Origin of the sequence: Micromonospora sp. CPCC 205554, from assembly GCF_036902745.1 — a bacterium.
Lineage (GTDB): Bacteria > Actinomycetota > Actinomycetes > Mycobacteriales > Micromonosporaceae > Micromonospora > Micromonospora tulbaghiae.
The window spans coordinates 430,362-452,451 of record NZ_JBAKHP010000003.1 but is presented as its reverse complement, the minus strand read 5'-3'; the positions used below and the strand labels follow the sequence as shown (position 1 = coordinate 452,451).

The 22,090-nt window shown below is 72.9% G+C and carries 21 protein-coding genes; 12 read left to right on the top strand and 9 right to left on the bottom strand.

What is annotated here, in order from left to right:
* Positions 1-70 precede the first annotated feature (70 nt).
* The 4 genes from V6U82_RS08105 to mca all read right to left on the bottom strand — a co-directional run bounded on the left by V6U82_RS08105 (position 71) and on the right by mca (position 5,005).
* Positions 71-967, bottom strand: a complete 897-nt coding sequence (locus V6U82_RS08105) for a hypothetical protein (RefSeq protein ID WP_128137029.1) — start codon at positions 965-967, stop codon at positions 71-73.
* Between the two features lie 111 nt (positions 968-1,078).
* The gene (locus tag V6U82_RS08100) at positions 1,079-3,574 is read right to left on the bottom strand and encodes a putative bifunctional diguanylate cyclase/phosphodiesterase (RefSeq protein ID WP_334460329.1); all 2,496 of its coding nucleotides are present in this window, start codon (positions 3,572-3,574) and stop codon (positions 1,079-1,081) included.
* 216 nt (positions 3,575-3,790) lie between these two features.
* The gene (locus tag V6U82_RS08095; protein WP_128137028.1) at positions 3,791-4,075 is read right to left on the bottom strand and encodes a hypothetical protein; all 285 of its coding nucleotides are present in this window, start codon (positions 4,073-4,075) and stop codon (positions 3,791-3,793) included.
* 48 nt (positions 4,076-4,123) lie between these two features.
* A complete protein-coding gene (gene mca, locus V6U82_RS08090) occupies positions 4,124-5,005 on the bottom strand; it encodes a mycothiol conjugate amidase Mca (protein ID WP_334460164.1) in 882 nt (293 codons plus the stop codon).
* Between the two features lie 242 nt (positions 5,006-5,247).
* On the opposite strand from mca, the gene V6U82_RS08085 reads away from it, so the two are divergent.
* Both V6U82_RS08085 and greA read left to right on the top strand, forming a co-directional pair.
* Entirely contained in the window at positions 5,248-5,682 is a 435-nt protein-coding gene (locus V6U82_RS08085; protein ID WP_334460162.1) for a DUF4307 domain-containing protein, read from the top strand.
* A 145-nt stretch (positions 5,683-5,827) separates the two neighbouring features.
* Entirely contained in the window at positions 5,828-6,328 is a 501-nt protein-coding gene (gene greA, locus V6U82_RS08080) for a transcription elongation factor GreA (RefSeq protein ID WP_018787521.1), read from the top strand.
* Between the two features lie 171 nt (positions 6,329-6,499).
* Here greA and ilvA read toward each other — a convergent pair whose 3' ends face one another.
* The 4 genes from ilvA to V6U82_RS08060 form a co-directional block, all read right to left on the bottom strand.
* Positions 6,500-7,720, bottom strand: a complete 1,221-nt coding sequence (ilvA, locus tag V6U82_RS08075) for a threonine ammonia-lyase (protein WP_334460161.1) — start codon at positions 7,718-7,720, stop codon at positions 6,500-6,502.
* A complete protein-coding gene (locus V6U82_RS08070) occupies positions 7,717-8,628 on the bottom strand; it encodes a DUF4328 domain-containing protein (protein WP_334460159.1) in 912 nt (303 codons plus the stop codon). Before V6U82_RS08070 ends, ilvA begins: the two co-directional genes overlap by 4 nt.
* A gap of 146 nt (positions 8,629-8,774) precedes the next feature.
* The gene (locus V6U82_RS08065; protein ID WP_334460158.1) at positions 8,775-10,187 is read right to left on the bottom strand and encodes an amidase; all 1,413 of its coding nucleotides are present in this window, start codon (positions 10,185-10,187) and stop codon (positions 8,775-8,777) included.
* Positions 10,188-10,203: 16 nt separating this feature from the next.
* Entirely contained in the window at positions 10,204-11,346 is a 1,143-nt protein-coding gene (locus V6U82_RS08060; RefSeq protein WP_128137451.1) for a cystathionine gamma-synthase, read from the bottom strand.
* A gap of 95 nt (positions 11,347-11,441) precedes the next feature.
* Between V6U82_RS08060 and V6U82_RS08055 the strand changes: the two genes are divergently transcribed.
* From V6U82_RS08055 to V6U82_RS08010, 10 genes are all read left to right on the top strand, one after another.
* Positions 11,442-11,771, top strand: coding sequence for a hypothetical protein (locus tag V6U82_RS08055; protein ID WP_334460157.1), 330 nt, complete (start codon positions 11,442-11,444; stop codon positions 11,769-11,771).
* A complete protein-coding gene (locus V6U82_RS08050; protein WP_334460327.1) occupies positions 11,771-12,286 on the top strand; it encodes a nucleotidyl transferase AbiEii/AbiGii toxin family protein in 516 nt (171 codons plus the stop codon). The genes V6U82_RS08055 and V6U82_RS08050 overlap by 1 nt, the downstream gene beginning before the upstream one ends.
* A complete protein-coding gene (locus V6U82_RS08045; protein ID WP_334460156.1) occupies positions 12,283-12,462 on the top strand; it encodes a hypothetical protein in 180 nt (59 codons plus the stop codon). The genes V6U82_RS08050 and V6U82_RS08045 overlap by 4 nt, the downstream gene beginning before the upstream one ends.
* A gap of 133 nt (positions 12,463-12,595) precedes the next feature.
* Positions 12,596-13,009, top strand: coding sequence for an HIT family protein (locus V6U82_RS08040; RefSeq protein ID WP_334460154.1), 414 nt, complete (start codon positions 12,596-12,598; stop codon positions 13,007-13,009).
* Between the two features lie 76 nt (positions 13,010-13,085).
* A complete protein-coding gene (gene msrA / locus V6U82_RS08035) occupies positions 13,086-13,748 on the top strand; it encodes a peptide-methionine (S)-S-oxide reductase MsrA (RefSeq protein WP_334460152.1) in 663 nt (220 codons plus the stop codon).
* A 355-nt stretch (positions 13,749-14,103) separates the two neighbouring features.
* Positions 14,104-15,894 carry an N-acetylglutaminylglutamine amidotransferase gene (locus tag V6U82_RS08030; protein WP_334460150.1) on the top strand — a complete coding sequence of 597 codons (1,791 nt, stop codon included), beginning with the start codon at positions 14,104-14,106 and terminating at the stop codon, positions 15,892-15,894.
* A 2-nt stretch (positions 15,895-15,896) separates the two neighbouring features.
* Positions 15,897-17,735 carry an N-acetylglutaminylglutamine synthetase gene (gene ngg / locus V6U82_RS08025; RefSeq protein ID WP_128138799.1) on the top strand — a complete coding sequence of 613 codons (1,839 nt, stop codon included), beginning with the start codon at positions 15,897-15,899 and terminating at the stop codon, positions 17,733-17,735.
* Positions 17,732-18,925, top strand: coding sequence for an osmoprotectant NAGGN system M42 family peptidase (locus V6U82_RS08020; protein WP_334460148.1), 1,194 nt, complete (start codon positions 17,732-17,734; stop codon positions 18,923-18,925). Before ngg ends, V6U82_RS08020 begins: the two co-directional genes overlap by 4 nt.
* Before the next feature lie 297 nt (positions 18,926-19,222).
* On the top strand, positions 19,223-20,152 hold the full coding sequence (locus V6U82_RS08015; protein ID WP_334460145.1) for a ribonuclease Z: 930 nt from the start codon (positions 19,223-19,225) through the stop codon (positions 20,150-20,152).
* Entirely contained in the window at positions 20,149-20,658 is a 510-nt protein-coding gene (locus tag V6U82_RS08010; RefSeq protein WP_334460143.1) for a GNAT family N-acetyltransferase, read from the top strand. Before V6U82_RS08015 ends, V6U82_RS08010 begins: the two co-directional genes overlap by 4 nt.
* 38 nt (positions 20,659-20,696) lie before the next feature.
* Here V6U82_RS08010 and V6U82_RS08005 read toward each other — a convergent pair whose 3' ends face one another.
* A complete protein-coding gene (locus V6U82_RS08005; protein WP_334460141.1) occupies positions 20,697-22,067 on the bottom strand; it encodes a cystathionine beta-synthase in 1,371 nt (456 codons plus the stop codon).
* Between the last annotated feature and the right edge of the window lie 23 nt (positions 22,068-22,090).

Here is a 22,090-nt window from a genome sequence, read left to right as displayed (position 1 = left end):
AGCGCGCGGAGCCGGTGCGCCGTGAGTGCGTCGGCCGGGCCGGGACCGCCGGCCCGGCCCGGCCGGCGCCTCAGCGGGTGAGCGTGAGCGTCGAGGTGTCCCGCACGGTGAACTCGTTCCAGTACTCGAAGTCGCGGACCAGGATCTCGCTGACCGCCTGGGCGGTGCCGCGCTGGAACTTGACGTCGGCCGGGTAGGTGGTGGCCGACCAGGGCACCACCTGGCCCGGAACGCACGGGATGTGGGGTGAGAAGTAGCCACGCACCATGCCCGCCTTCTTCTGCTCCTGGACCAGCTCGCCCGCGATGGAGAAGGAGTCCGCCCGGGTGCAGGTGATCGATCCGCGGACGGTGGCGATGCCCTTGTTGTCCACCGTCGCCACCGGGTCGACGGTCAGGGTGACGTCGAGTGCCGGCAGCGGCGGCGGGTTCCCGATGTGGATCTCGCCGCGCAGGCTGCCGGCCGCGCCCTCACACCGGATCTCGAAGGTGGCGTCGAAGCGCTCGACGTAGTCGAACGGGCCCCAGTCGGCGTGCAGGACCGTGAACGAACCGGTGCTCTGCGCGCAGGAGCGCCCCCAACCGCCGTTGTAGAGCTGCAGGCTGGCCGCGTCGCTCCCGTAGACCGGCTGGCTGACGTTCTGGTAGGTGTCACCCGCCTTCAGCGTCTGACCGGCCGGGGCGGAGATGCCCAGGCGCCAGGTGTTGTCGGTGTCGCTCCAGAACTCCATCCCGAACCGCTGCTGCTCGCCGCCCCACGCGTTCATCTCGTCGCCCGGCGTCGGCGCGGCGGAGCTGTAGGAGTAGGAGTTGCCGGCGGTGATCGGATCACCGGGCTCGCCGGTGACACTGAACGACCAGGACTCCGCCGGCCGGGCCTGCGCCGGCGCGGACATGACCAGGCCGGTGGCGCCGGTGACCAGCGCCATGGTCGAGGCGAGCAGAACCTGTCGCCAGGAACGTCTCATCGTCGTCCTCCCCGTGTGGACGTCAGCGGGGACGCCCGTCGCGCCCGCCGTGCCAGCAGCGTAGGACCGGCCGGGTGTCCTCCGCTGCCCCGTCCACGGCGGACGGACCGGTCAGGAGGCGCCGTCGGCGCGCAGCGGGAAGACGTTGCCCGGGGCGGCGTCGCGCAGTGACCCGAGCACCGCGCCGATCTTGTCGGCCGGCATCGGCTTGAAGAAGTGGTAGCCCTGGGCGGCGGTGCAGCCCAGCTCGGCCAGCGCGGTGCGCTGCTCGGCGGTCTCCACGCCCTCGGCCACCACCCGCAGCCCCAGTTCGTGGGCCAGCCCGACGGTGGTCCGGACGATCGCCGCCGCCTCCGGTGAGTCGGCCATCCGGAGCACGAACGAGCGGTCCACCTTCAACTCGTCCACGGCGATCCGGGTGAGGAACGTCAGCGACGAGAACCCGGTGCCGAAGTCGTCCACGGCGAGCTGCACGCCCATGGCACGCAGCGTGGCCAGCACCTCGTCGATGACCTCCAGCTCGCTCATCACCACCGTCTCGGTGATCTCCAGAACCAGCCGGTGCGGCGGCACCTGGTGGCGGCGCAGCGCCTCCTCGATCTCGGCGGGCAGCCGCGGGTCGAGCAGGCTGCGCGCGGACAGGTTCACCGAGATCGGGACGTCCAGCCCGTCCCGCGCCCAGCCGGAGGCGACCTCCAGTGCCTTGTCCAGTACGTACCGGGTGAAGCTGCCGAGCTGCTCGCTGTTCTCCACCGGGCGGATGAAGTCGGCCGGGCCGAGCCAGCCCCGGCGCGGATGCCGCCACCGGATCAGCGCCTCCACCCCGGTCGGCGCGCCGGTGGCCAGGTCCACCGCCGGCTGCAACGCCAGCACCAGCTGGTCGTCGGCGGCCAGCGCCTCCCGCATCTCCGCGAGCAACGCCAGGTGGTCGGTGCTCGCCGCGTCGCGGGAGCTGTCGTACGCGGCGACGCTGCCGCCGCCCTCCTTCGCCTGGTACATGGCGATGTCGGCGCGCCGCAGCAGCTCGGTCAGGTCGGCGGCGCCCGCGTCGGCCACCACCACGCCCACCGCCACCTCGACCGACATCCGCACCCCGGCCACCTCGGTCGGCGCGGCGAGGCGCTCGGCGACCTCCCGGGCCTGGCGCAGCGCGTACGCCAGCGGGGCTGTCCGGTCCTCGACCAGCGGCACCGAGGTCAGCAGCAGGGCGAACTCGTCGCCGCCGAGGCGCCCGAGCAGGTCGCCCGGCCGGGTCAGCGCGGCGAGCCGGTTGGAGGTGAGCCGCAGCAACTGGTCGCCCGCCGAGTGCCCGAGCGTGTCGTTGACCTCCTTGAACTGGTTCACGTCGAGCAGCAGCAGGGCCACCGGGTGGTCGTGCGCACGCTGCCGCAGCGCCTGGTCCCCCTTGGCCAGCAGCGCCGCCCGGTTGAGCAGTCCGGTGAGCTGGTCGTGCACCGCGTCGTACGACGAGCGGGCGGTGACCAGACGCAGCTCCCGGTGCGTGGCGGCGTCGTGCAGGGCGGCGGCCAGGGCGTCGCCGAAAGCCGCCACGCCGTCGCGTTCCCGGGCGCTCGGCGGGGCGGACCGGGCGAACCGCACCCGCAGGCGTCCGACCTCGTTCGATCCCACCGCGAGGCGCCGCACCAGTTCGTGCTCCCCCGGGTCGGCGCCCGCGGACGGCTCCACCTCCCGGTCGCGTACCTGCCCGCCGCGGTCGGCCCGGTAGCGGCGCCAGCGGCCCTCGCCCCGGGCCACGTCGACCTCGACCAGTTCCGCGCCGAACAGGGTGAGCGCGCCGGTCACCGCGGCGGTCGCCACGCCGCGCTCGTCGAGCTGGTTGAGCGCGGCCGTGGCCTCGGCGAACGCCCGCCAGGTGCGCCGCTCCTGGTCGGCGCGGAGCCGGTGGCGGTAGGTCTGCTGGAGCAGCCAGAGCGGCGGCGGCAGGAGCAGCAGCCAGCGCGCGTCGAGTTCGAGCAGCGCGACGACCACCAGGCCGACCGCCACGTTGCCGACGAACATGAGCAGCTTGCCGCGCAGCGCGGCGAGCAGCGGCGGCCCGATCGCGATGCCGTGCCGCAGGGCGAGCGTGACCGCGCCCAGGAAGGCGGTGGTCAGCAGGTACGTCACCGCGGCGGCGGTGAGCGTGAGGGCCAGCTCCGGGGTGGGCGCGGCGGGCAGCGGCGGGCCGAGCGCGGTGGCGACGGCCGCGGCGAGCGCGGTGGCGGCGGTGAGCGAACCGGCGATCCCCACCAGTTCCAGCGCGGGACGGCGGTCGGAGACGACCGACATTACGGTCCAGGCGGCGCCCACGCCCAGCAGGGCGGCGGCCGGGAGCCAGCCGGCCGGCACCAGCCAGAGGCACACCACGAGCGCCGCCTCGCCCCAGGTGATGCTCACCATGCCCGAGGCGCTGCGGAAGCGCAGCCGGGCGAGCTGGGCCACCGCGAACGCGGCGGCGGCGATGCCGAAGCGCGCCGGACCGGGCAGTGCCTCGTCGGCCGGCAGGTGTGACGGGACGGTGAGGCCGAGCGCGGCGGCGAGCAGACCGGTCAGCGCGACCGCGACGGTGAGCAGGACGACGCCCACCGGTGTCCCGCGCAGGCCGATCCGGTCGGGGGAACGGTCGGCCGGCTCGGTGGTCACGGGGCCGCCCCGCCGACGGGTCGGGCGGGGGCATGGTCGGGGGCCGGTGCTGTCTTCGACATCGGCGTCCCCCTTCCGCGCAGGGTCCGGGGCCTGACGGTCCCCCCGGCGGAAGGCTAAGCCAAAGCCGGTGGTCGCAACAGGGGGCGACGACCGGCTTCGACGTGATTCACGCGGTGTTCAGCTGTTCCGGTGCTGCTGGGAGCCGTTGGGCGCGTTCGTCGGTGAATCCTGCTCGACGCGCCCGTCTGTCGGATCGGCGACTGCGGAATCGGCCCGGCCCGGGGCGCCCTGCTGCGGGAAGCGGTCGGGCAGCCGGCGCAGCCGGGCGTTCATGTTGCGGATCAGCAGGACGGTGACGGTGGCCAGCGCGACGATGAGGAAGAGGCCCATCGGACCGGCCAGACCACCCGTACGGGTGTCACCGAAGTTGTTCTGCGCGAGCACCTCGACGGTGGTCAGCATGGTGTTCCTCCGATGTGCGACTGGGCACCAGGGTAGACCCCGGCCGGGTCAGTGGGCACGGCACGCCTCTCGCACGCCGGCGAACAGGTCGGACTCGGGCAGCGGGCTGTCGACCAGCGAGCGGGCGAGTTGGAAGTCCTCCGTCGGCCAGGCGCGCTTCTGCAGCTCCATCGGCACCTGGAACCAGAAGCCGTCCGGGTCGATCTGGGTGGCGTGCGCGCGCAGCGCGTCGTCGCGGACCGAGAAGTAGTCGGCGCACTCGACCCGGGTGGTGATCCGGGCGCCCTTGTCGGGGCGCTCGTCCCAGCGCTTCATCCACTCGCCGTACGGCGACTCGAGCCCGGCTTCGAGCACCGCCTCGTGCAGGCTCATGATCTTGGCGCGGGAGAAGCCCACGTCGTAGTAGAGCTTCAGCGGCTGCCACGGCTCGCCCAGCTCGGGGTGGCGCTCCGGGTCACCGGCCGCGTCGAACGCCGCAACGGTGATCTTGTGGGTCATGATGTGGTCGGGGTGCGGGTAGCCGCCCTCCTCGTCGTACGTGGTGACGACGTGCGGGCGGAACTGCCGCATCAGGCGCACCAGCGGCGCGGCGGCGACGTCCACGTCCTGGAGGGCGAAGCAGCCCTCCGGCAGCGGCGGCAGCGGGTCGCCCTCGGGCAGCCCGGAGTCGACGAAGCCGAGCCACGCCTGCTCGACGCCGAGGATCGCCCGGGCGGCGTCCATCTCGGCCCGCCGGATGTCACCGATGTTCGCCCAGACGTCGGGGCGGTCCATCTTGGGGTTGAGCACACTGCCCCGTTCGCCACCGGTGGCGGTGACGACCAGGACGTCCACCCCCTCGGCGACGTATTTCGCCATCATGGCGGCGCCCTTGCTCGACTCGTCGTCGGGATGGGCGTGCACGGCCATGAGACGCAGCTGTTCTGCCACCTTCGGCGCTCCTCGTCTGTGCCCGCCGACCGACCCCCGGGCCGGCCGGCTGACCTGCCGGAATCTCCCCCCGCGCCCGCGAAAGCCCCCGTGACGGCCGGCCGGGCCCACCACCGGAGTGGCCAGGGCCACGCCCGCCGGTCCAGGCCGACCTGCCATCCTTGACTCAGCGCCGGGCTGGGAAGATGGACCTAGCCATTCTTGCCGATGCCGCCGACAACAACGCCAGGAGATACCCGCCGGTGAGCGAGACGCACGCCACAGTCGCCGCGGAGGCGCCGGTCTTCCCGGCGGGCCGCTACGGCCGCCGCCGGGAGCCGGGACGCCGCCGGCCCCTCCTGCTCGCCCTCACCGTGACGATCCTGCTCGCCGTCCTCGGGCTGGGCGCGGCGAAGCTCTACTACCAGTACGGCGACCCGGAGTACCAGGGCGAGATGATCAGCTACACCGACATCACCGACTCCCGGGTGGTGGTCGATTTCCGGGTCACCGTGCCGCCGGGCGGCTCCGCCACCTGCCTGCTGCGGGCCCGCTCCCACGACGGGGCCCAGGTGGGCAGCGCCGAGGCCACCGTGACCGCGGAGCCCGGCCAGCGCCACATCCGCGCCCGCCAGGAGGTGCCCACGAGCGCCCGCCCGTTCATCGGCGAGGTCCTGCGCTGCCGGCCCGCCGGCTGAGCCGGACCGCCGGCGAGTCGCCGGCCACCGCACCCCGGTCCCGTCACCGGCACCCGGGGTGATTGATCGCACCTCGACGCGACCCGCACTGGTAACCTTGCAAGTTCACCTGTCAGCCAGTCCGCACCAATCGAGGAGACCGCCTGTGTCCACAAATGGAAACGAGGCGCCCGCCACCTGGCTGTCCCAGGACGCCTACGACCGTCTGCAGGCCGAGCTCGACGAGCTGATCGCCAACCGGCCGGTCATCGCCGCCGAGATCAACGCCCGGCGCGAGGAGGGCGACCTGCGGGAGAACGGTGGCTACCACGCCGCCCGTGAGGAGCAGGGCAAGGCCGAGGGCCGCATCCTCTACCTCAAGGAGCTGCTGCGCACCGCCAAGGTCGGTGAGGCGCCGGACGCCGACGCGGTGTCGCCGGGCATGGTCGTGAAGATCTACTTCGACGACGACGCCGACGACAGCGAGACCTTCCTGCTCGGCTCCCGGGAGATCGCCTCCACCACCGACCTCACGGTCTACAGCCCCGAGTCCGCGCTCGGCAAGGCGATCCTCGGTGGCAAGGCGGGTCAGACCTGCACCTACACCGCGCCCAGCGGCGCCGATATCAAGGTGACCATCGTCTCCTTCGAGCCGTACAGCGGCTGACCCCTTCCGGACCCGCGCCGGATGGCTCGGGTCCCGGACCCGACCGAGGCTGACAGGCCCTCCTCGGACCCGAGCCGCACACCCGAACGCCCCGACCGGATCACCCGGCCGGGGCGTTCGCGTTCCGCGGTGTTCCCGTTCCGCTCGGGCGTTCGCGATTCCGCCGAGGGCTCAGCCCTCGCCGGTGAAGACCACCTGGTAGCCGCTGGCCCGCAACGCGCTGATCAGTGTGTCCGAGTGCTCCACCCCGCGGGTCTCCACGGACAGCGCCACCTCCACCTCGCCGAGGCGCAGGTGCGGGTTGGCGCGTTGGTGCACCACGTCCACCACGTTGGCCCGGTGCTCGGCGATCTCGCCGAGCAGGGAGGCGAGCTGGCCGGGCCGGTCCGTGCAGCGCACGGTGATCCGCAGGAACCGGCCGGCCGCCGCCAGGCCGTGCTCGATCACCCGGAGCATGAGCAGCGGGTCGATGTTGCCGCCGGACAGCACCGCGACGACCGGCGCGGTCACCTCCACCGCGCCGGCCAGCAGCGCCGCCACGCCGACCGCGCCGGCCGGCTCGACGACCTGCTTGCCGCGTTCCAGCAGCATCAGCAGCGCCCGGGAGATGTCCTCCTCGGAGACCGTGACGACCTCGTCGACGAGCTTGCGGACATGGGTGAAGGTCAGCTCGCCCGGACGGCCGACGGCGATTCCGTCGGCGATCGTCGCGAACGAGGGCAGCCGCAACGGCTCGCCGGCCCGCAGGGAGGGCGGGAACGCGGCGGCGCTCGCCGCCTGGACCCCGATCACGCGTACGTCGGGACGCAGCGCCTTGGCCGCCACCGCCATGCCGGAGACCAGCCCGCCGCCGCCCACCCCGGTCACGATGGTGCGCACGTCCGGGCACTGTTCGAGGATCTCCAGCGCCACGGTGCCCTGCCCGGCGATGACGTCCGCGTGGTCGAACGGGTGGATGAACACCGCTCCGGTCCGCTCGGCGAAGGTCTGCGCCGCGACGAGCGACTCGTCCACCGTGTTGCCGACCAGCTCGATCTGCGCGCCGTACCCCTTCGTGGCGGCGACCTTCGGCAGCGGCGCGTTGACCGGCATGAAGACGGTGGCGTGCGCGCCGACCAGCCCGGCGGCGAGCGCCACCCCCTGGGCGTGGTTGCCGGCGCTCGCCGCGACCACGCCGCGGGCCCGCTCCTCGGCCGAGAGCCGGGAGATGCGCACGTACGCGCCGCGCACCTTGTACGACCCGGCGCGCTGGAGGTTCTCGCACTTGAGCCAGACCGGCCCGCCGAGCGCGGCGCTGAGCGGCCGGGACGGCTCCAGCGGGGTGGTACGGGTGACACCGGCGAGCAGTTCCCGCGCGGCCTGTACGTCGGCGAGACCGACCAGTTCCGTCATGCCCCGATCGTGCCACCCGGGGCGGGCGGAACCTGCGGCGACGTCGCCGAGGCACCGTCCGCGCCGTCCCGGGGAGCAGCCGCGCCGAAGGCGGGCGCGGCAGGCGCGAAGCCGGCAGGCGCGGCAGGCGTCGGCGCAACCGGCGGCGGCGCGGCGGGCGCGGGCCGGCCCGGGTGTCCGGGCCGGACCGGCTGATCGGGCTGGACCGGATGTCCGGGCCAGACCGGCTGTCCCGGCCAGGCGGGGACGGCCCGGGAGAGCCGGTCCTGCTGGGCGGCGGAGATCCGGCGGATCAGCACGACGAACGCGATCCCGGCGACCAGGCAGGCCGCCGCCGGCACCAGCCGGGGCCCGAGCGCGTCCTCGTAGTGGCGCACGTACGTGCCGAACTCCGCGTCGTTGCGGGGCAGCTCGGTCAGCCGGTCGTAGCGCTGCTGCTCGGCCCGGGCGACGCACCGGTCACCGATCAGGAACACCAGCCAGCTCGCCCACCACACCCCGACGAGCCACGACTGGCGGCGCCGCCAGACGCTGTTGCGGAGCAGGTCGGCGAGCACCCGGGCCGGTACGACGAGGTTGGCCAGCGGCACCAGCCAGCCGGCGATCGCCCACGCCGGGCCGAGGTTGGGCACGGCACCCGGGAACGCGTCCAGGTTCTTGCGGGCCCGCCAGGTCCAGATCACCACGAGCGTCGCCGCGGTCAGCAGGGCGAGCAGGTAGGGCACCGAGAACAGCACCTCGGCCAGCACCGCGCCGAGCAGCACGTCCCGGTCGAGCTGCTCGGCGGCCGAGCGGGCCATCCGCACACCCACCAGCGGGAACAGGGCGGTGAGCAGATAGCACAGGGTGGCGGCGCCGACCGCTGCCGCACCGGCCACGGCCAGCCCACGCACCCCGTACGTGGGCACGCCGGGGCTCACGGCGGGCTGACCGACTCGGGTGCCGCAGCGCCGGCACTCCTCAAAGGCGGGGGACGTGGGGTCCCCGCAGGTCTGGCAGTGCATCGGGGACCGTCCGAGGTGGTGTGCGACAGGGGTGCGCACACGCTAGACGATCACGCGGTGGCCGGCGACCCCGTTCCGACGCGGGGATAGCCGGGTGCGTGCCGGGCCCACGGCGCCTGCATCTCGAACTGGCCGGCCACCCCGAGCAGCAGCAGTTCCGAGCCGGGCGGGCCGACGAACTGCACGCCCACCGGCAGGCCGTCCGGGCGGCGCCCGACCGGCACCACGATCGACGGCAGCCCGGCGATGTTCCACGGCGCCGCGTACGGGGCGTACCGGATGTTGGTCGACATGTTCGCGAGCCAGGAGCGGCCCGACCAGCCGGCGGCCTCCGGCGGCGGCCCGGCCAGCGCCGGGGTGAGCAGCAGGTCGATCGAGTTGTCCGCGAAGAAGTGCACGGACCGTTCGCGCCAGGCGGCCCGGTCGGCCTCCCGCACGTACCCCCGGCGCTGCGCCCACTCGCCGAGCGTGACGTGCCGGCGGCTGCGTCGCTGGAGTTGACGCGGCGCCACCCCGGCGGCGCGCACGTCGGCGGCGGCGGCCGCGAACCAGGTGGCGATGCCCTGGAGGCCGAGCCGGGTCGGGTAGACCGGATCGGCGGGCACGGTGTCGTGGCCGGCGGCGGCGAGCAGCCGTCCGGCGGCGGCGACCGCGTCCCGGTTCGGCGCGTCCGGCGAGACGCCGCGTACCGGCGAGCGCAGCGAGACGCCCACCCGCAGCCGCTCCGGCGGGACCAGCTTGTCCGGCCGGCGGCCGGCCAGCACCGAGAAGCCGACCACCGCGTCGGCCACGGTGCTGGTCAGCATGCCGTGCTCGGTGAGGCCGAACCAGTCGTCCGCGCCGAGCTGGCAGGGCACCACGCCCCGACCGGGCTTGAGCCCGACCAGGCCGCAGCAGGCTGCCGGAATGCGGATCGACCCCAGACCGTCGTTGCCGTGGGCCATCGGCACCAGCCCGGCGGCCACCGCGGCGGCCGCGCCGCCGGACGAGCCGCCGGGGGTACGCGCCGGATCCCACGGGTTGCGGGTCACGGCGGTGTCGTCGTCGGTGAGGGCCCACAGGCCCAGTTCCGGCATCCGGGTAACGCCGAGGATGACAGCGCCCGCGCCGCGCAGCCGCCGGACCACCTCGTGGTCGGCCTCCGCCACCTCGGTACGCATGGCGGCCGACCCGTTCCAGGTGGGCAGGCCGGCCACCGGCGTGTTCTCCTTGACCGCCACCGGCACCCCGGCCAGCGGCAGGTTCGCCAGTTCCTCCTGCTCGTCGACCTTCTCCGCCTCGGTGATCGCCTCGCCGCCGCGTACCGTGCGGAACGCGCCCAGCTCGGCGTCGACCCGGGCGACGTGGTCCAGGTGGTCGGCGACGACCTGGGTGGCGGAGACGTCGCCACGGCGTACCGCCCGGGCGATCTGTTTCGCGGTCGTCCCGACCCAGGTCGTCGGCAAGATGTCCGGCACTGCCACCCTCCCCAGCCAGCGGTCAGCCCAGGGCCTGCTCCAGATCGGCGAGCAGGTCGTCGACCGTCTCGATGCCGACAGACAGTCGCACGAGATCGCCGGGAACTTCAAGCGGCGAACCCGCAGCGCTCGCGTGTGTCATCCGGCCCGGGTGCTCGATCAGGGACTCCACGCCGCCCAGCGACTCGGCGAGCACGAACAGCCGGGCCCGGTTGCAGATCTGGACGGCGTGCTCCTCGCCGCCCGCCGCGCGGAACGAGATCATGCCGCCGAACCGGCGCATCTGCTTGGCGGCCACCTCGTGACCGGGGTGCGAGGGCAGGCCGGGATAGACGACCTGGGCGACCTTGGCGTGTCCGTCCAGGTAGGCCGCGATCCGCTCGGCGTTGTCGCAGTGCCGGTCCATCCGTACCCCGAGGGTCTTGATGCCGCGCAGGGTGAGCCAGGCGTCGAACGGGCCGTTGACCGCGCCCATCGCGTTCTGGTGGTAGCGCAGCTCCTCGCCGAGCGTGCGGTCCGCCGCGACGAGCGCGCCGCCGACCACGTCGGAGTGTCCGCCGACGTACTTGGTGGTGGAGTGCACCACCACGTCCGCGCCGAACGCGATCGGCTGCTGGAGGTACGGCGAGGCGAACGTGTTGTCGACCACCAGCAGCGCGCCCGCGTCGTGCGCCACCGCTGCGAGCGCGGCGATGTCGGCGATGCCGAGCAGCGGGTTGGTCGGCGTCTCCACCCACACGATCCGGGTGGCGCCGGGGCGGATCGCGGCGCGCACGGCGTCCGGGTCGGAGACCTTCGCCGGGGTGTACGCCAGGCCCCAGCGCTCGGCCACCTTGGCGAACAGCCGGTAGGTGCCGCCGTACGCGTCGTCCGGGATCACCACGTGGTCGCCCGGCTTGCAGACGGTCCGCAGCAGCGTGTCCTCGGCGGCGAGGCCGCTGGCGAAGGCGAGTGCCACCGGGCCGCCCTCCAGCGCGGCCAGGCACTCCTGGAGCGCGTCCCGGGTCGGGTTGCCGGAGCGGCTGTACTCGTAGCCCTCGCGGGGCGCTCCGACGGCGTCCTGGGCGTACGTGCTGGTCTGGTAGATCGGCGGGATCACCGCACCGGTGCGGGCCTCCGGGTCCTGACCGGCGTGGATGGCGAGTGTCTCGAAGCCGTGGCTCATGCCGCAGACGTTAGCCCCCCACCCGGTCCGGCTCCCGGCAACCCGGCGCGAGTCACAACCGCGAGGGTGTCGGAGCGGTCGGCCATACTGGTCCGGTGAGTACGACCGGGGCGCTCCCCTCTCGCCTGCACGGCGTCGCCGACCGGATCCCCACCTCGCTGGGTCTCCTGAGCGGCCCGCGGTCGGGGCGAGTCAGCTTGCCCGTGCGCCTCGCCTGGTCCGGCCCCGGCGACTACGACGTGGGTGACGCGGGTGAGCGGCTGACCCTCTACTGCCTCCTGCTGGACTGCGGCCAGCGGGACGACATCATCAGATACGTCAACGCCGCGCTGCTCCGCCAGGACTGGCCACGTATTCGGCGCTTGACCGCGCGCCGGGTGACCCGGCTCTGGGAGCGGCAACTGCCCGACCTCGTCGCCGGGTGATGGACGCGCTGCACCGTCGCCTGCTGGAGATCGGTTTCGCTGCTGGTGACGACCTGGGGTTGATGCTCGCCGGCGGCTATGCCATGTGCGCCCACGACCTGGTCGACCGGCCCTCCCAGGACATCGACTTCGCCACGGCCGCCGTGATGCCGCTCGACGCCGTGACGGATCGCCTTGCCGCCGCCTACGTCGCGGCCGGGTTCTCCGCTCGGATCATCGAGTCGACGCCGCGCATGGCTCGCCTGCTGATCTCGGACGACACCTCCTCGTGCGAGGTCGACCTGCTCAAAGAGGCGCTCGCGCCGCCCGCCCGCATGGCGTTGGGCCCGGTGCTGGCCTTCGAGGACGCGGTCGGGCTGAAGGTCCGCGCGCTGCACGACCGTGCCGCGCACCGGGACTACATCGACGTCCGCGCGGCCTCCGAGCGGCTCACATGGCCGGAGTTGGAGCACCTCGGCGCCCGTCACACCGCCGGTTTCTCGTTGGACGAACTGGCCGACCGGCTGGTGGTGTGACGGAGCGGGACGGTCGGACCTTTCGTTCGTACGGGCTCACCGAACAGCAGGTCGACGAGTTGCGCGGATGGGCGCTGCGGTGGGAGGCGGACATCCGGGCGCGCCTGGCCAACGGTGAGACAGGCCCGACCGGTATCCCCGAAGACGACTGGGACGCCTACCTCGACCGCTCGTGACCCCGCCCCTGACCCCGCCCGGTTTCGCGCTGATCATGAGGCTAGCGGTGCCTGCCGTCCGATTTGTCGCCGCCAACCTCATGATCGCGCTCGCTGGGAGGTGGGGTGGCCGGGCCGGGCCTAGGGTGGGCGGATGAGCGGGTGTGTGTTCTGCGGGATCGTGGCGGGCGAGGTGCCGGCGTTCCGGGTGACCGACGAGCCGGACGGGGTCGCGTTCCTCGACACCCGGCCGGTGTTCACGGGCCACGTGCTCGTGGTGCCCCGCACCCACCTGGTCACCCTGTCCGACCTGCCCGCCGACGCGCTGCCCGGCTACTTCCGGCTGGTGCAGCGCATCGCCGTGGCGGTGGAGACCGGTCTGGGCTCCGGTGGGACGTTCGTGGCGATGAACAACCGGGTGTCCCAGTCCGTACCGCACCTGCACACCCACGTGGTGCCCCGGACCAAGGGCGACGGACTGCGCGGCTTCTTCTGGCCGCGAACCCGGTACGCAGACGACGCCGAGGCGACGGACTTCGCCGGGCGGATCTCGGCGGCGCTGGCCTGACGGCGGCGTGGGCGGGTAAGGAACCGGGGGCCGACGCTGTTGCACACGCTGGGAAAGCCAAGAGAGGAGTCCCACCGTGTTCCTCCGCCGCATGAAGGCCGAGATGATCTCTCCTGACCAGGCCCTGCCGGGCCGCCCGATCGCGATGCCGATCGCCGACCGGCACGAGGTGCTGCCCTCCTCGCTGAAGGGCCCGTTCCCCGAGGGCGCGCAGGTCGCCGTCTTCGGCATGGGCTGCTTCTGGGGCGCCGAGCGGCTGTTCTGGACCCTCCCCGGCGTGATCACCACGTCCGCCGGCTACGCGGGCGGGTACACCACCAACCCGACGTACGAGGAGGTCTGCTCCGGCATGACCGGGCACGCCGAGGTGGTCCAGGTGGTCTACGACCCGTCGAAGATCGCCTACGAGGACCTGCTCAAGGTCTTCTGGGAGAACCACGACCCGACCCAGGGCATGCGCCAGGGCAACGACGTGGGCACCCAGTACCGCTCGGCCATCTACACCACGACCGACGAGCAGCTCGCCGCCGCCAAGGCGTCGCGGGACGCGTTCGCGCCGATCGTGGAGCGGGCCGGCAAGGGTGAGATCACCACCGAGATCGCCCCGCTCGGCGACTACTACTTCGCCGAGGACTACCACCAGCAGTACCTGGCTCCGACGAAGAACCCGAACGGCTACTGCAACCACGGACCGAACGGGCTGAGCTGCCCGGTCGGCGTGGCCCGCACCGCCGGCTAGCCCGAGATCCGAACCACGAGTCCGGCACGGTGAACGGCGAGGCCGATCACCGTGCCGGCAGCGTCTACGCACGCGCGATCTTGCAGTTTGGGCCCGCAGGTTATCCGGTTCGCGAGGATTGCGGGGCACCAAAGTGCAAGATCGGTGAAAGCCGACGACGCCGGGGCGGCGCCGGTTCGTGCGGTGTTCCTCACACCGAGGGCAGGCCGGGTTTCCGGCATCTGCGGCCTGGAGGGCAGGAACCGAAGGCATGACAGGCGACCACCCTGCGTGACGGCGCATCGTAGCAAGCTGTCACACGTTCGTCATCGTCTCAACAGGCGAACTGCAACAAGCTCTGGCAGCATTGGCTCGTATGTGCGGACTTGCGGGAGAGTTCCGCCGTGACGGTTCACGCGCCGACGTCTCGGCCGTGGAGCGGATGGCGGCCACGATGAGTGACCGAGGGCCCGACGACAGCGGCGTCTGGTCGCAGGGCCCGACCGCGCTGGGACACCGGCGCCTGAAGATCATCGACCTGTCCGCGGCGAGCGGCCAACCCATCGTTGACGCCGCCGCCGGGCTCACCGGTGTCTTCAACGGCTGCATCTACAACTATCGGGAACTGCGCGCCGAGCTCCAGGCCAAGGGCCACCGGTTCTTCTCGTCCGGCGACAGCGAGGTCGTGGTCAAGGCGTACGCCGAGTGGGGGCTCGACTTCGTCGACCACCTGATCGGCATGTTCGCCGTCGCGATCAGCGAGCGCGACACCGGCCGCCTGGTGCTGGCCCGGGACCGCCTCGGCATCAAGCCGCTCTACCTGGCCGAGAGCCCCGGCGTGGTGCGGTTCGCCTCCACCCTGCCGGCGCTGCTCGCCGGTGGCGGCGTCGACACCACCATCGACCGGGTCGCGCTCGCCCACTACCTGAGCTTCCACAGCATCGTGCCGCCGCCGCGCACCATCCTGGCCGGCGTCACCAAGCTCCCCCCGGCCACGGTCCGGGTGTACGAGGCGGACGGCTCCACCCGCGAGCGGGTGTACTGGGATCCGTCCTTCGGCCGCGCTGCCGAGCGGGCCGGCTGGTCCGAGCGGGACTGGCAGGACGCGCTGCTCGACTCGCTGACCACCGCCGTACGCCGCCGCATGGTGGCCGACGTGCCGGTGGGCGTGCTGCTCTCCGGCGGCCTCGACTCCAGCCTGGTCGTCGCGCTGCTCGCCGGCGAGGGGCAGGCGCGGTCCGGCCTGGCCACGTTCTCCATCGGCTTCGACGCGGTCGGCGGCCGGGAGGGCGACGAGTTCGTCTACTCCGACCTGGTGGCGAAGACGTTCGGCACGGACCACCACCAGATCCGGGTGCCCACCGGCGACCTGCTGCCGCCGCTGGAGGCCGCCGTCGCGTCCATGAGCGAACCCATGGTCAGCCACGACTGCGTGGCGTTCTGGCTGCTCAGCCAGGAGGTCGCGAAGCACGTCAAGGTGGTGCAGTCGGGCCAGGGCGCGGACGAGATCCTGGGCGGCTACCACTGGTACCCGCCGCTCGCCGGGGTGGACCGGGAGCAGGCGGTCGAGACGTACGCGAAGGCGTTCTTCGACCGCGACGCGGCCGGACTGGCCCGGGTGCTCAACCCGGCGTGGCTGGCCGACGGCGATCCGGCGCGGGAGTTCGTCGCCGCGCACCTGGGCCGCCCGGGTGCGCAGACCGCCGTCGACGCGGGCCTGCGGATCGACACCCAGGTCATGCTGACCGACGACCCGGTGAAGCGGGTCGACAACATGACCATGGCGCACGGGCTGGAGGCCCGGGTGCCGTTCCTCGACCACGAATTCGTCGAGCTGGCCGCGAGCTGCCCGCCGGAGCTGAAGCTGGCCCAGGGCGGCAAGGGCGTGCTCAAGGAGATCGGCCGCCGGGTCCTGCCGCACGAGGTCATCGATCGGCCCAAGGGCTACTTCCCGGTGCCCGGTCTCACCCACCTGGAGGGCAAGCTCCTCGACCGGGTACGCGACGCGCTCACCTCGCCGGAGGCCCGCCGTCGCGACCTGTTCCGCGCCGACTACGTCGACGCGCTGCTCGCCGACCCGAATGCCGAACTGACCCCGTTGAACGGAAACAAGCTGTGGCAACTGGGACTCCTGGAAATGTGGCTCCAGAGCCACGGAATCGACTGACCGTGACCGACACCCTCGCCACCGGAACGGCGCGTACCGACCGGGAACGGGTGCTGGGGCGCCGCCGGGAACGCATCGGCCCCGGCGGTGACCCGGTCGCACCCGGCACGCCGGAGCCGCGACAGCCGGAGACCGCGTCCACCGACGCCTCGGGCGTGGTGCTGGACTGCGGCTGGGGCCGGCTGGTGTTCGGGCAGACGTTCGACGACCAGGTGCACGTGGCCGACGTGCTGCGCTCCGAGGCGGTCGGCGCCCGGGACATTTGCATCTACCTGCGCGACCCGCACGTGCTGGTGTCCCGGCTGCCGGACGAACTGTTCATCGACCCGTCGCTGACCTACCGGCTGCCGCTGGGTGAGAAGCGGCCCGCCGCCACCGAGGGCGGCGAGGTGCCCGGGCTGACCGTCCGGCCGCTGCGCGACGCCGCCGACGCCGAGGCGGTGAACCGGATCTACGCGCGCAACGGCATGGTCACCGCCCCGGTCGAGGTGCTGGTGGACAACGCCGGCACGGACCGGTTCCTGCACCTGGTGGCCGAGGACGCCACCGGTGAGGTGGTCGGCACCATCACCGGCGTGGACCACGTGGCGGTCTTCGGCGACCCGGAGAACGGCGCCAGCCTGTGGTGCCTGACCGTGGACTTCAACACCGCCCCGCCCGGCACCGGGCAGGCGCTGCTCACCGCGCTCGCCGACCGGCTCGACGAGCGCGGCCGGGCGTTCGTGGACCTGTCCGTGCTGGCCGAGAACTCGGGTGCGATCCGGCTGTACGAGCGCCTCGGCTTCCACCGCACCGGCACGCTCTGCGTGAAGCGGAAGAACCCGATCAACGAGCGCCTGTTCCTGCCCGCCATGCCCGAGGGGTACGACGAGCTGAACCCGTACGCGAAGATCGTCGCGGACGAGGCGATGCGCCGCGGCATCCGGGTGGAGGTGACCGACCCGCACTGGGGTGAGCTGAAGCTGACCACCGGCGGCCGGACCATCCACACCCGCGAGTCGCTGTCGGAGCTGACCTCGGCGGTGGCCATGAGCCGCTGCGACGACAAGCGGGTGACCAGGCGCATCCTCACCGAGGCGGGGTTGTCGGTGCCGCGCGGGCGTACCGCCACCGGTGAGCCCGACGACGTGGCGTTCCTCAACGACGTGGGTCCGGTGGTGGTCAAACCGGCACGGGGTGAGCAGGGCAACGGCATCACCGTCGGCGTGCGTACGCCCGAGGCGCTGACCGCGGCCGTCGAGCTGGCCCGCCGGTTCTGCCCGGACGTGCTGATCGAGGAGCTGCGCGCGGGCGAGGACCTGCGGGTCGTGGTGATCGACCACGAGGTGGTCGCCGCCGCGGTACGCCGCCCGGCGCAGATCACCGGCGACGGGGTGCACGACATCACCGAGCTGATCGAGCGGCAGAGCCGTCGCCGGGCCGCCGCCACCGGGGGCGAGTCCCGCATCCCGATCGACGACATGACCCGCGAGGTGGTGGCCGAGGCCGGGTACCGGATGCACGACGTGCTCCCGGAGGGCGAGGTGCTCGCGGTACGCCGGACGGCCAACCTGCACACCGGCGGCACGATCCACGACGTGACCGCCGAGCTGCACCCGGCGATCGCCGAGGCGTGCGTCACCGCCAGCCGGGCGCTGGACATCCCGGTCACCGGGCTGGACCTGCTGGTCCCCGCCCCGGACCAGCCGGAACACGTGTTCATCGAGGCGAACGAGCGGCCCGGACTGGCCAACCACGAGCCGCAGCCGACCGCCGAGCGCTTCGTCGACCTGCTCTTCCCGGGTACCCGGGCACCGCAGCGACTCTGGTCGCCTGCCGGTGCGGCAAGCTCTGGGGCATGACCGCACGCAAGCCCCAACCGCTCAAGCTCGACCTCGACTACCTCCGCCAGGTGCTGGTGGAGCTGCTGGAGATCCCCAGCCCGTCGGGGCGCACCGACCACATCCAGCAGTACGTGGGCGAGCGGCTCTCCGCGATCGGGATCAGCTCCACGCTGACCCGTCGCGGGGCGCTGAGCGCCTGTCTGCCCGGCCCCCGGTCGACCGGCGCCGACCGGGCGATCGTGGTGCACACCGACACCATCGGCGGCATGGTGAAGCGGCTCAAGGAGAACGGCCGGCTGGAGGTAAACCCGATCGGTACGCACAGCGCCCGCTTCGCCGAGGGCGCCCACGTGCGGATCTTCACCGACGACCTGGAGCGGGTCGTCACCGGCCAGGTGCTGCCGCTGAAGGCGAGTGGCCACCGCTACAACGAGGCGGTCGACCTCCAGGGCGTCGGCTGGGAGCTGGTCGAGGTGCGGGTGGACGAGCCGGTGCACGACGAGGCCGGGTTGCGGGCGCTGGGCATCGACGCCGGGGACTTCGTCGCGTTCCTGCCCAACCCGACCATCACCCCGAACGGGTACGTCAAGTCCCGGCACCTGGACGACAAGGCGGGCGTGGCGGCGGTGCTGACCGCGTTCAAGGCGATGGTCGACGCCGGGGTCACCCCGGCGGTCACCGCGCACCTGCTGGTCACCGTCACCGAGGAGATCGGCCACGGCGCCAGCCACGGGCTGGACCCGGACGTCGCGGAGATCGTCTCGGTGGACGCGGCGGTGGTCGCGCCGGGCCAGCAGTCCCGGGAGACCGCTGCGACGCTCGCGATGGGCGACGGGGTCGGCCCGTTCGACTACCACCTGACCCGCAACCTCGCCTCGATCGCCAAGGAGCACGGCGTCGACCTGGTCCGGGACGTGTTCGACTACTACCGCTCGGACGTGGCCGCGGCGGTCGAGGCCGGGGCGCACGCCCGGGTGGCGCTGCTCGGGTTCGGCGTGGACGCCACGCACGGCCACGAGCGCACCCACCTCGACGGCCTGCACCAGCTCACCCAGTTGCTCTGCCTCTACCTCCAGAGCCCGCTGGTGTTCCCGGAGTGGGACGCCGAGCCGGAGGGCGACCTGGCCGACTTCCCGTCGCTGGCCGTGCAGCCGGCGAACGAGGAGGGCCCGCGCGAGGGCCCGATCGGCCTGGAGCGTCGCCTGTGATCGAAATCCGTTGCCGCGGCGGCCGGGAAGTGGATAGCGTGGCGGTACACGGGAAAGGAGGTGGTCCAGACTTGTATAGCAATCGGACTCGTGAGGTGGCTGTCCGCTAGCCGCTGTCCTCGACAGTGAAATCTCGTCCGCCGCGAGGCGGGCACCTGCATGATCGTCGAGACCGTGTGGCAGCGGTGCGGCGAAACCACGACAGCCACCCGACCCCCGGGGTGCCGGCCCAGTCCAGCCGGCCCGCGCGCGAGCGCGGAAGCCCCGGGGGTCGCTTCATGTGCTCGGGAGGGTGCCGTGTCCATGCGTGAGCTGGTGGTGCTCGGTACGGCCAGCCAGGCCCCGACCCGGCAGCGCAACCACAACGGCTACCTGCTGCGCTGGGACGACGAGGTGATCCTCTTCGACCCGGGCGAGGGCAGCCAGCGGCAGATGCTGCACACCGGGGTCACCGCCACCGACCTGACCCGGATCTGTGTCACCCACTTCCACGGCGATCACTGCCTCGGCCTGCCCGGCATGATCCAGCGGCTCTCGCTGGACCGCGTACCGCGCCCGGTGGCGGTGCACTTCCCGGCCGGCGGCGCCGAGTACTTCGCCCGGCTGCGCCACGCCTCCAGCTTCTACGAGACCGCCGAACTCGCCGTCGAGCCCATCGACACCGACGGGCAGCGGATCACCCTGGGCATCGGCACGCTGGAGGCCCGCCGGCTGCGGCACCCGATCGAGACGTACGGGTACCGCCTGGTCGAGCCGGACGGCTGCCGGATGCTGCCGGAGCGGCTGGCCGCGTACGGCATCGCCGGTCCGGAGGTGGGGCAGCTGCTGCGCGACGGCCACCTGGACCGCGACGGACGCCGCGTGACCCGCGACGAGGTGAGCGTGACCCGGCCGGGGCAGCGGTTCGCGTTCGTGATGGACACCGGGCTCTGCGACGGCGTGTACGCGCTGGCCGAGCACGCCGACCTGCTGGTGATCGAGTCGACGTTCCTGGAGTCGGAGGCGGCACTCGCCGCCGAGGTCGGGCACCTCACCGCCGGCCAGGCCGCGCGGGTGGCGGCCGAGTCGGGGGTACGCACGCTCGTGCTCACCCACTTCTCCCAGCGGTACGCCGACCCGCGCCGCTTCCACGACGAGGCCCGCGAACACTTCACCGGCGATCTGGTGATAGCCGAGGATCTTCAGACGGTTCCGGTGCCGCCCCGGCGGGTACCGTCGCCCGGGTGACGATCTCCCTACGTTCCGCGACCGAGGCCGACCTGATGGCGGTCGGCGCCCTGCACCAGCGCTCCCGGGTGGCGGCGTACTCGTCGTTCCTGCCGCCCGAGGCGCTCGCCAACCCGACACCGGAGGCGATGGGCCGCTACTGGGTGGAACGGCTGACCTGGGAGGGCGCCGACCACCGGATGACAGTGGCCGAACGGGACGGGCGGCTGGTCGGGTTCAGTTACCTCGGGCCGGACGACGAGGGCGACCCGGCGACCGGGCTGCTGAACGCGATCCACCTGGAGCCTTCCGAGCGCGGCCGGGGCACCGGGCGGGCGCTGATGGTGGACGCGCTGGACGCGATGCGGGCCCGGGGGTGGATCCGGGCGGCGCTGTGGGTGCTGCGGGACAACGCCCACGCGCGCCGGTTCTACGAGCGCGGCGGCTGGGTCCTGACCGGTCTGCAGCGGGACGAGCACATCGGCTCGGCGCTGGTACCGCAACTGCGGTACGGCCGCGAGCTGTGAACGGGCGGGGCCCCGGAAGTGCCGGGGCCCCGCCCGGCTCAGCGCGCGCCGAGGTGGGCGAGCAGATCCTGCCGGGTCAGCACGCCCTTGGGCTTGCCGTCGACCAGCACCAGCGCCGCGTCCGCCTTCTCCAGCAGGCCGACCGCCTCGCTCACCGGCTGCCCGCCGCCGATCATCGGCAGCGGCTCGCCCATGTGCCGCTCGATCGTGTCGTGCAGGTGGGCCTGGCCGGTGAACAGCGCGTCGAGCAGATCCTTCTCGGCGATCGAGCCGGCCACCTCGCCGGTCACCACGGGCGGCTCGGCCTTGAGCACCGGGAGCTGGGAGACGCCGTACTCGCGCATGTAGTCGATCGCGTCGCGGACCGTCTCGGTCGGGTGCACGTGCACCAGCTCGGGCAGGCCACCGGGCTTGCCGGCGAGCGCGTCGGCGACTGTCGGCTCGGTGCCCGAGTCGTCCAGGAAGCCGTACCGGGCCATCCACCTGTCGTTGAAGATCTTCGACAGGTAGCCGCGGCCGCCGTCCGGCAGCAGCACCACGATCACGTCGTCCGGGCCGGCCTTGCGGGCCACCTCCAGCGCGCCCACCACCGCCATGCCGCAGGAGCCACCGACCAGCAGCCCCTCCTCGCGGGCCAGCCGGCGGGTCATCTCGAACGACTCCTTGTCCGACACCTCGACGATCTCGTCGGCGACCGACCGGTCGTACGTCTCCGGCCAGAAGTCCTCACCGACGCCCTCGACCAGGTACGGCCGGCCGGTGCCGCCGGAGTAGACCGAGCCCTCCGGGTCCGCGCCGATCACCTTGACCCGGCCCTCGGACGCCTCCTTGAGGTAGCGGCCGATGCCGGAGATGGTGCCGCCGGTGCCGACGCCCGTGACGAAATGGGTGATCCTGCCCTCGGTCTGCCGCCACAGCTCCGGGCCGGTGGTCTCGTAGTGCGAGCGCGGGTTGGCCGGGTTGCTGTACTGGTTGGGCTTCCAGGCGCCGGGGATCTCCCGGGCCAGCCGGTCGGAGACGTTGTAGTAGGAGCGCGGGTCCTCCGGCGCGACGGCGGTCGGGCAGACCACCACCTCGGCGCCGTACGCGCGCAGCACGTCCTGCTTGTCCTGGCTGACCTTGTCCGGGCAGACGAAGACGCAGCGGTAGCCCTTGAGCTGGGCCACCAGGGCCAGCCCGACGCCCGTGTTGCCGCTGGTCGGCTCCACGATCGTGCCGCCCGGCCGGAGGATGCCCGCCTTCTCGGCGTCCTCCACCATGCGCAGCGCGATCCGGTCCTTGACCGAGCCGCCCGGGTTGACGTACTCCACCTTCGCCAGCACGGTGGCCTGGATGCCCTCGGTGACGTTGCGCAGGCGTACCAGCGGGGTGTTGCCGATCAGCTCGACGACGTTGTCGTAGTACTGCACCTCGTTGTGCCCTTCGTCGCGCC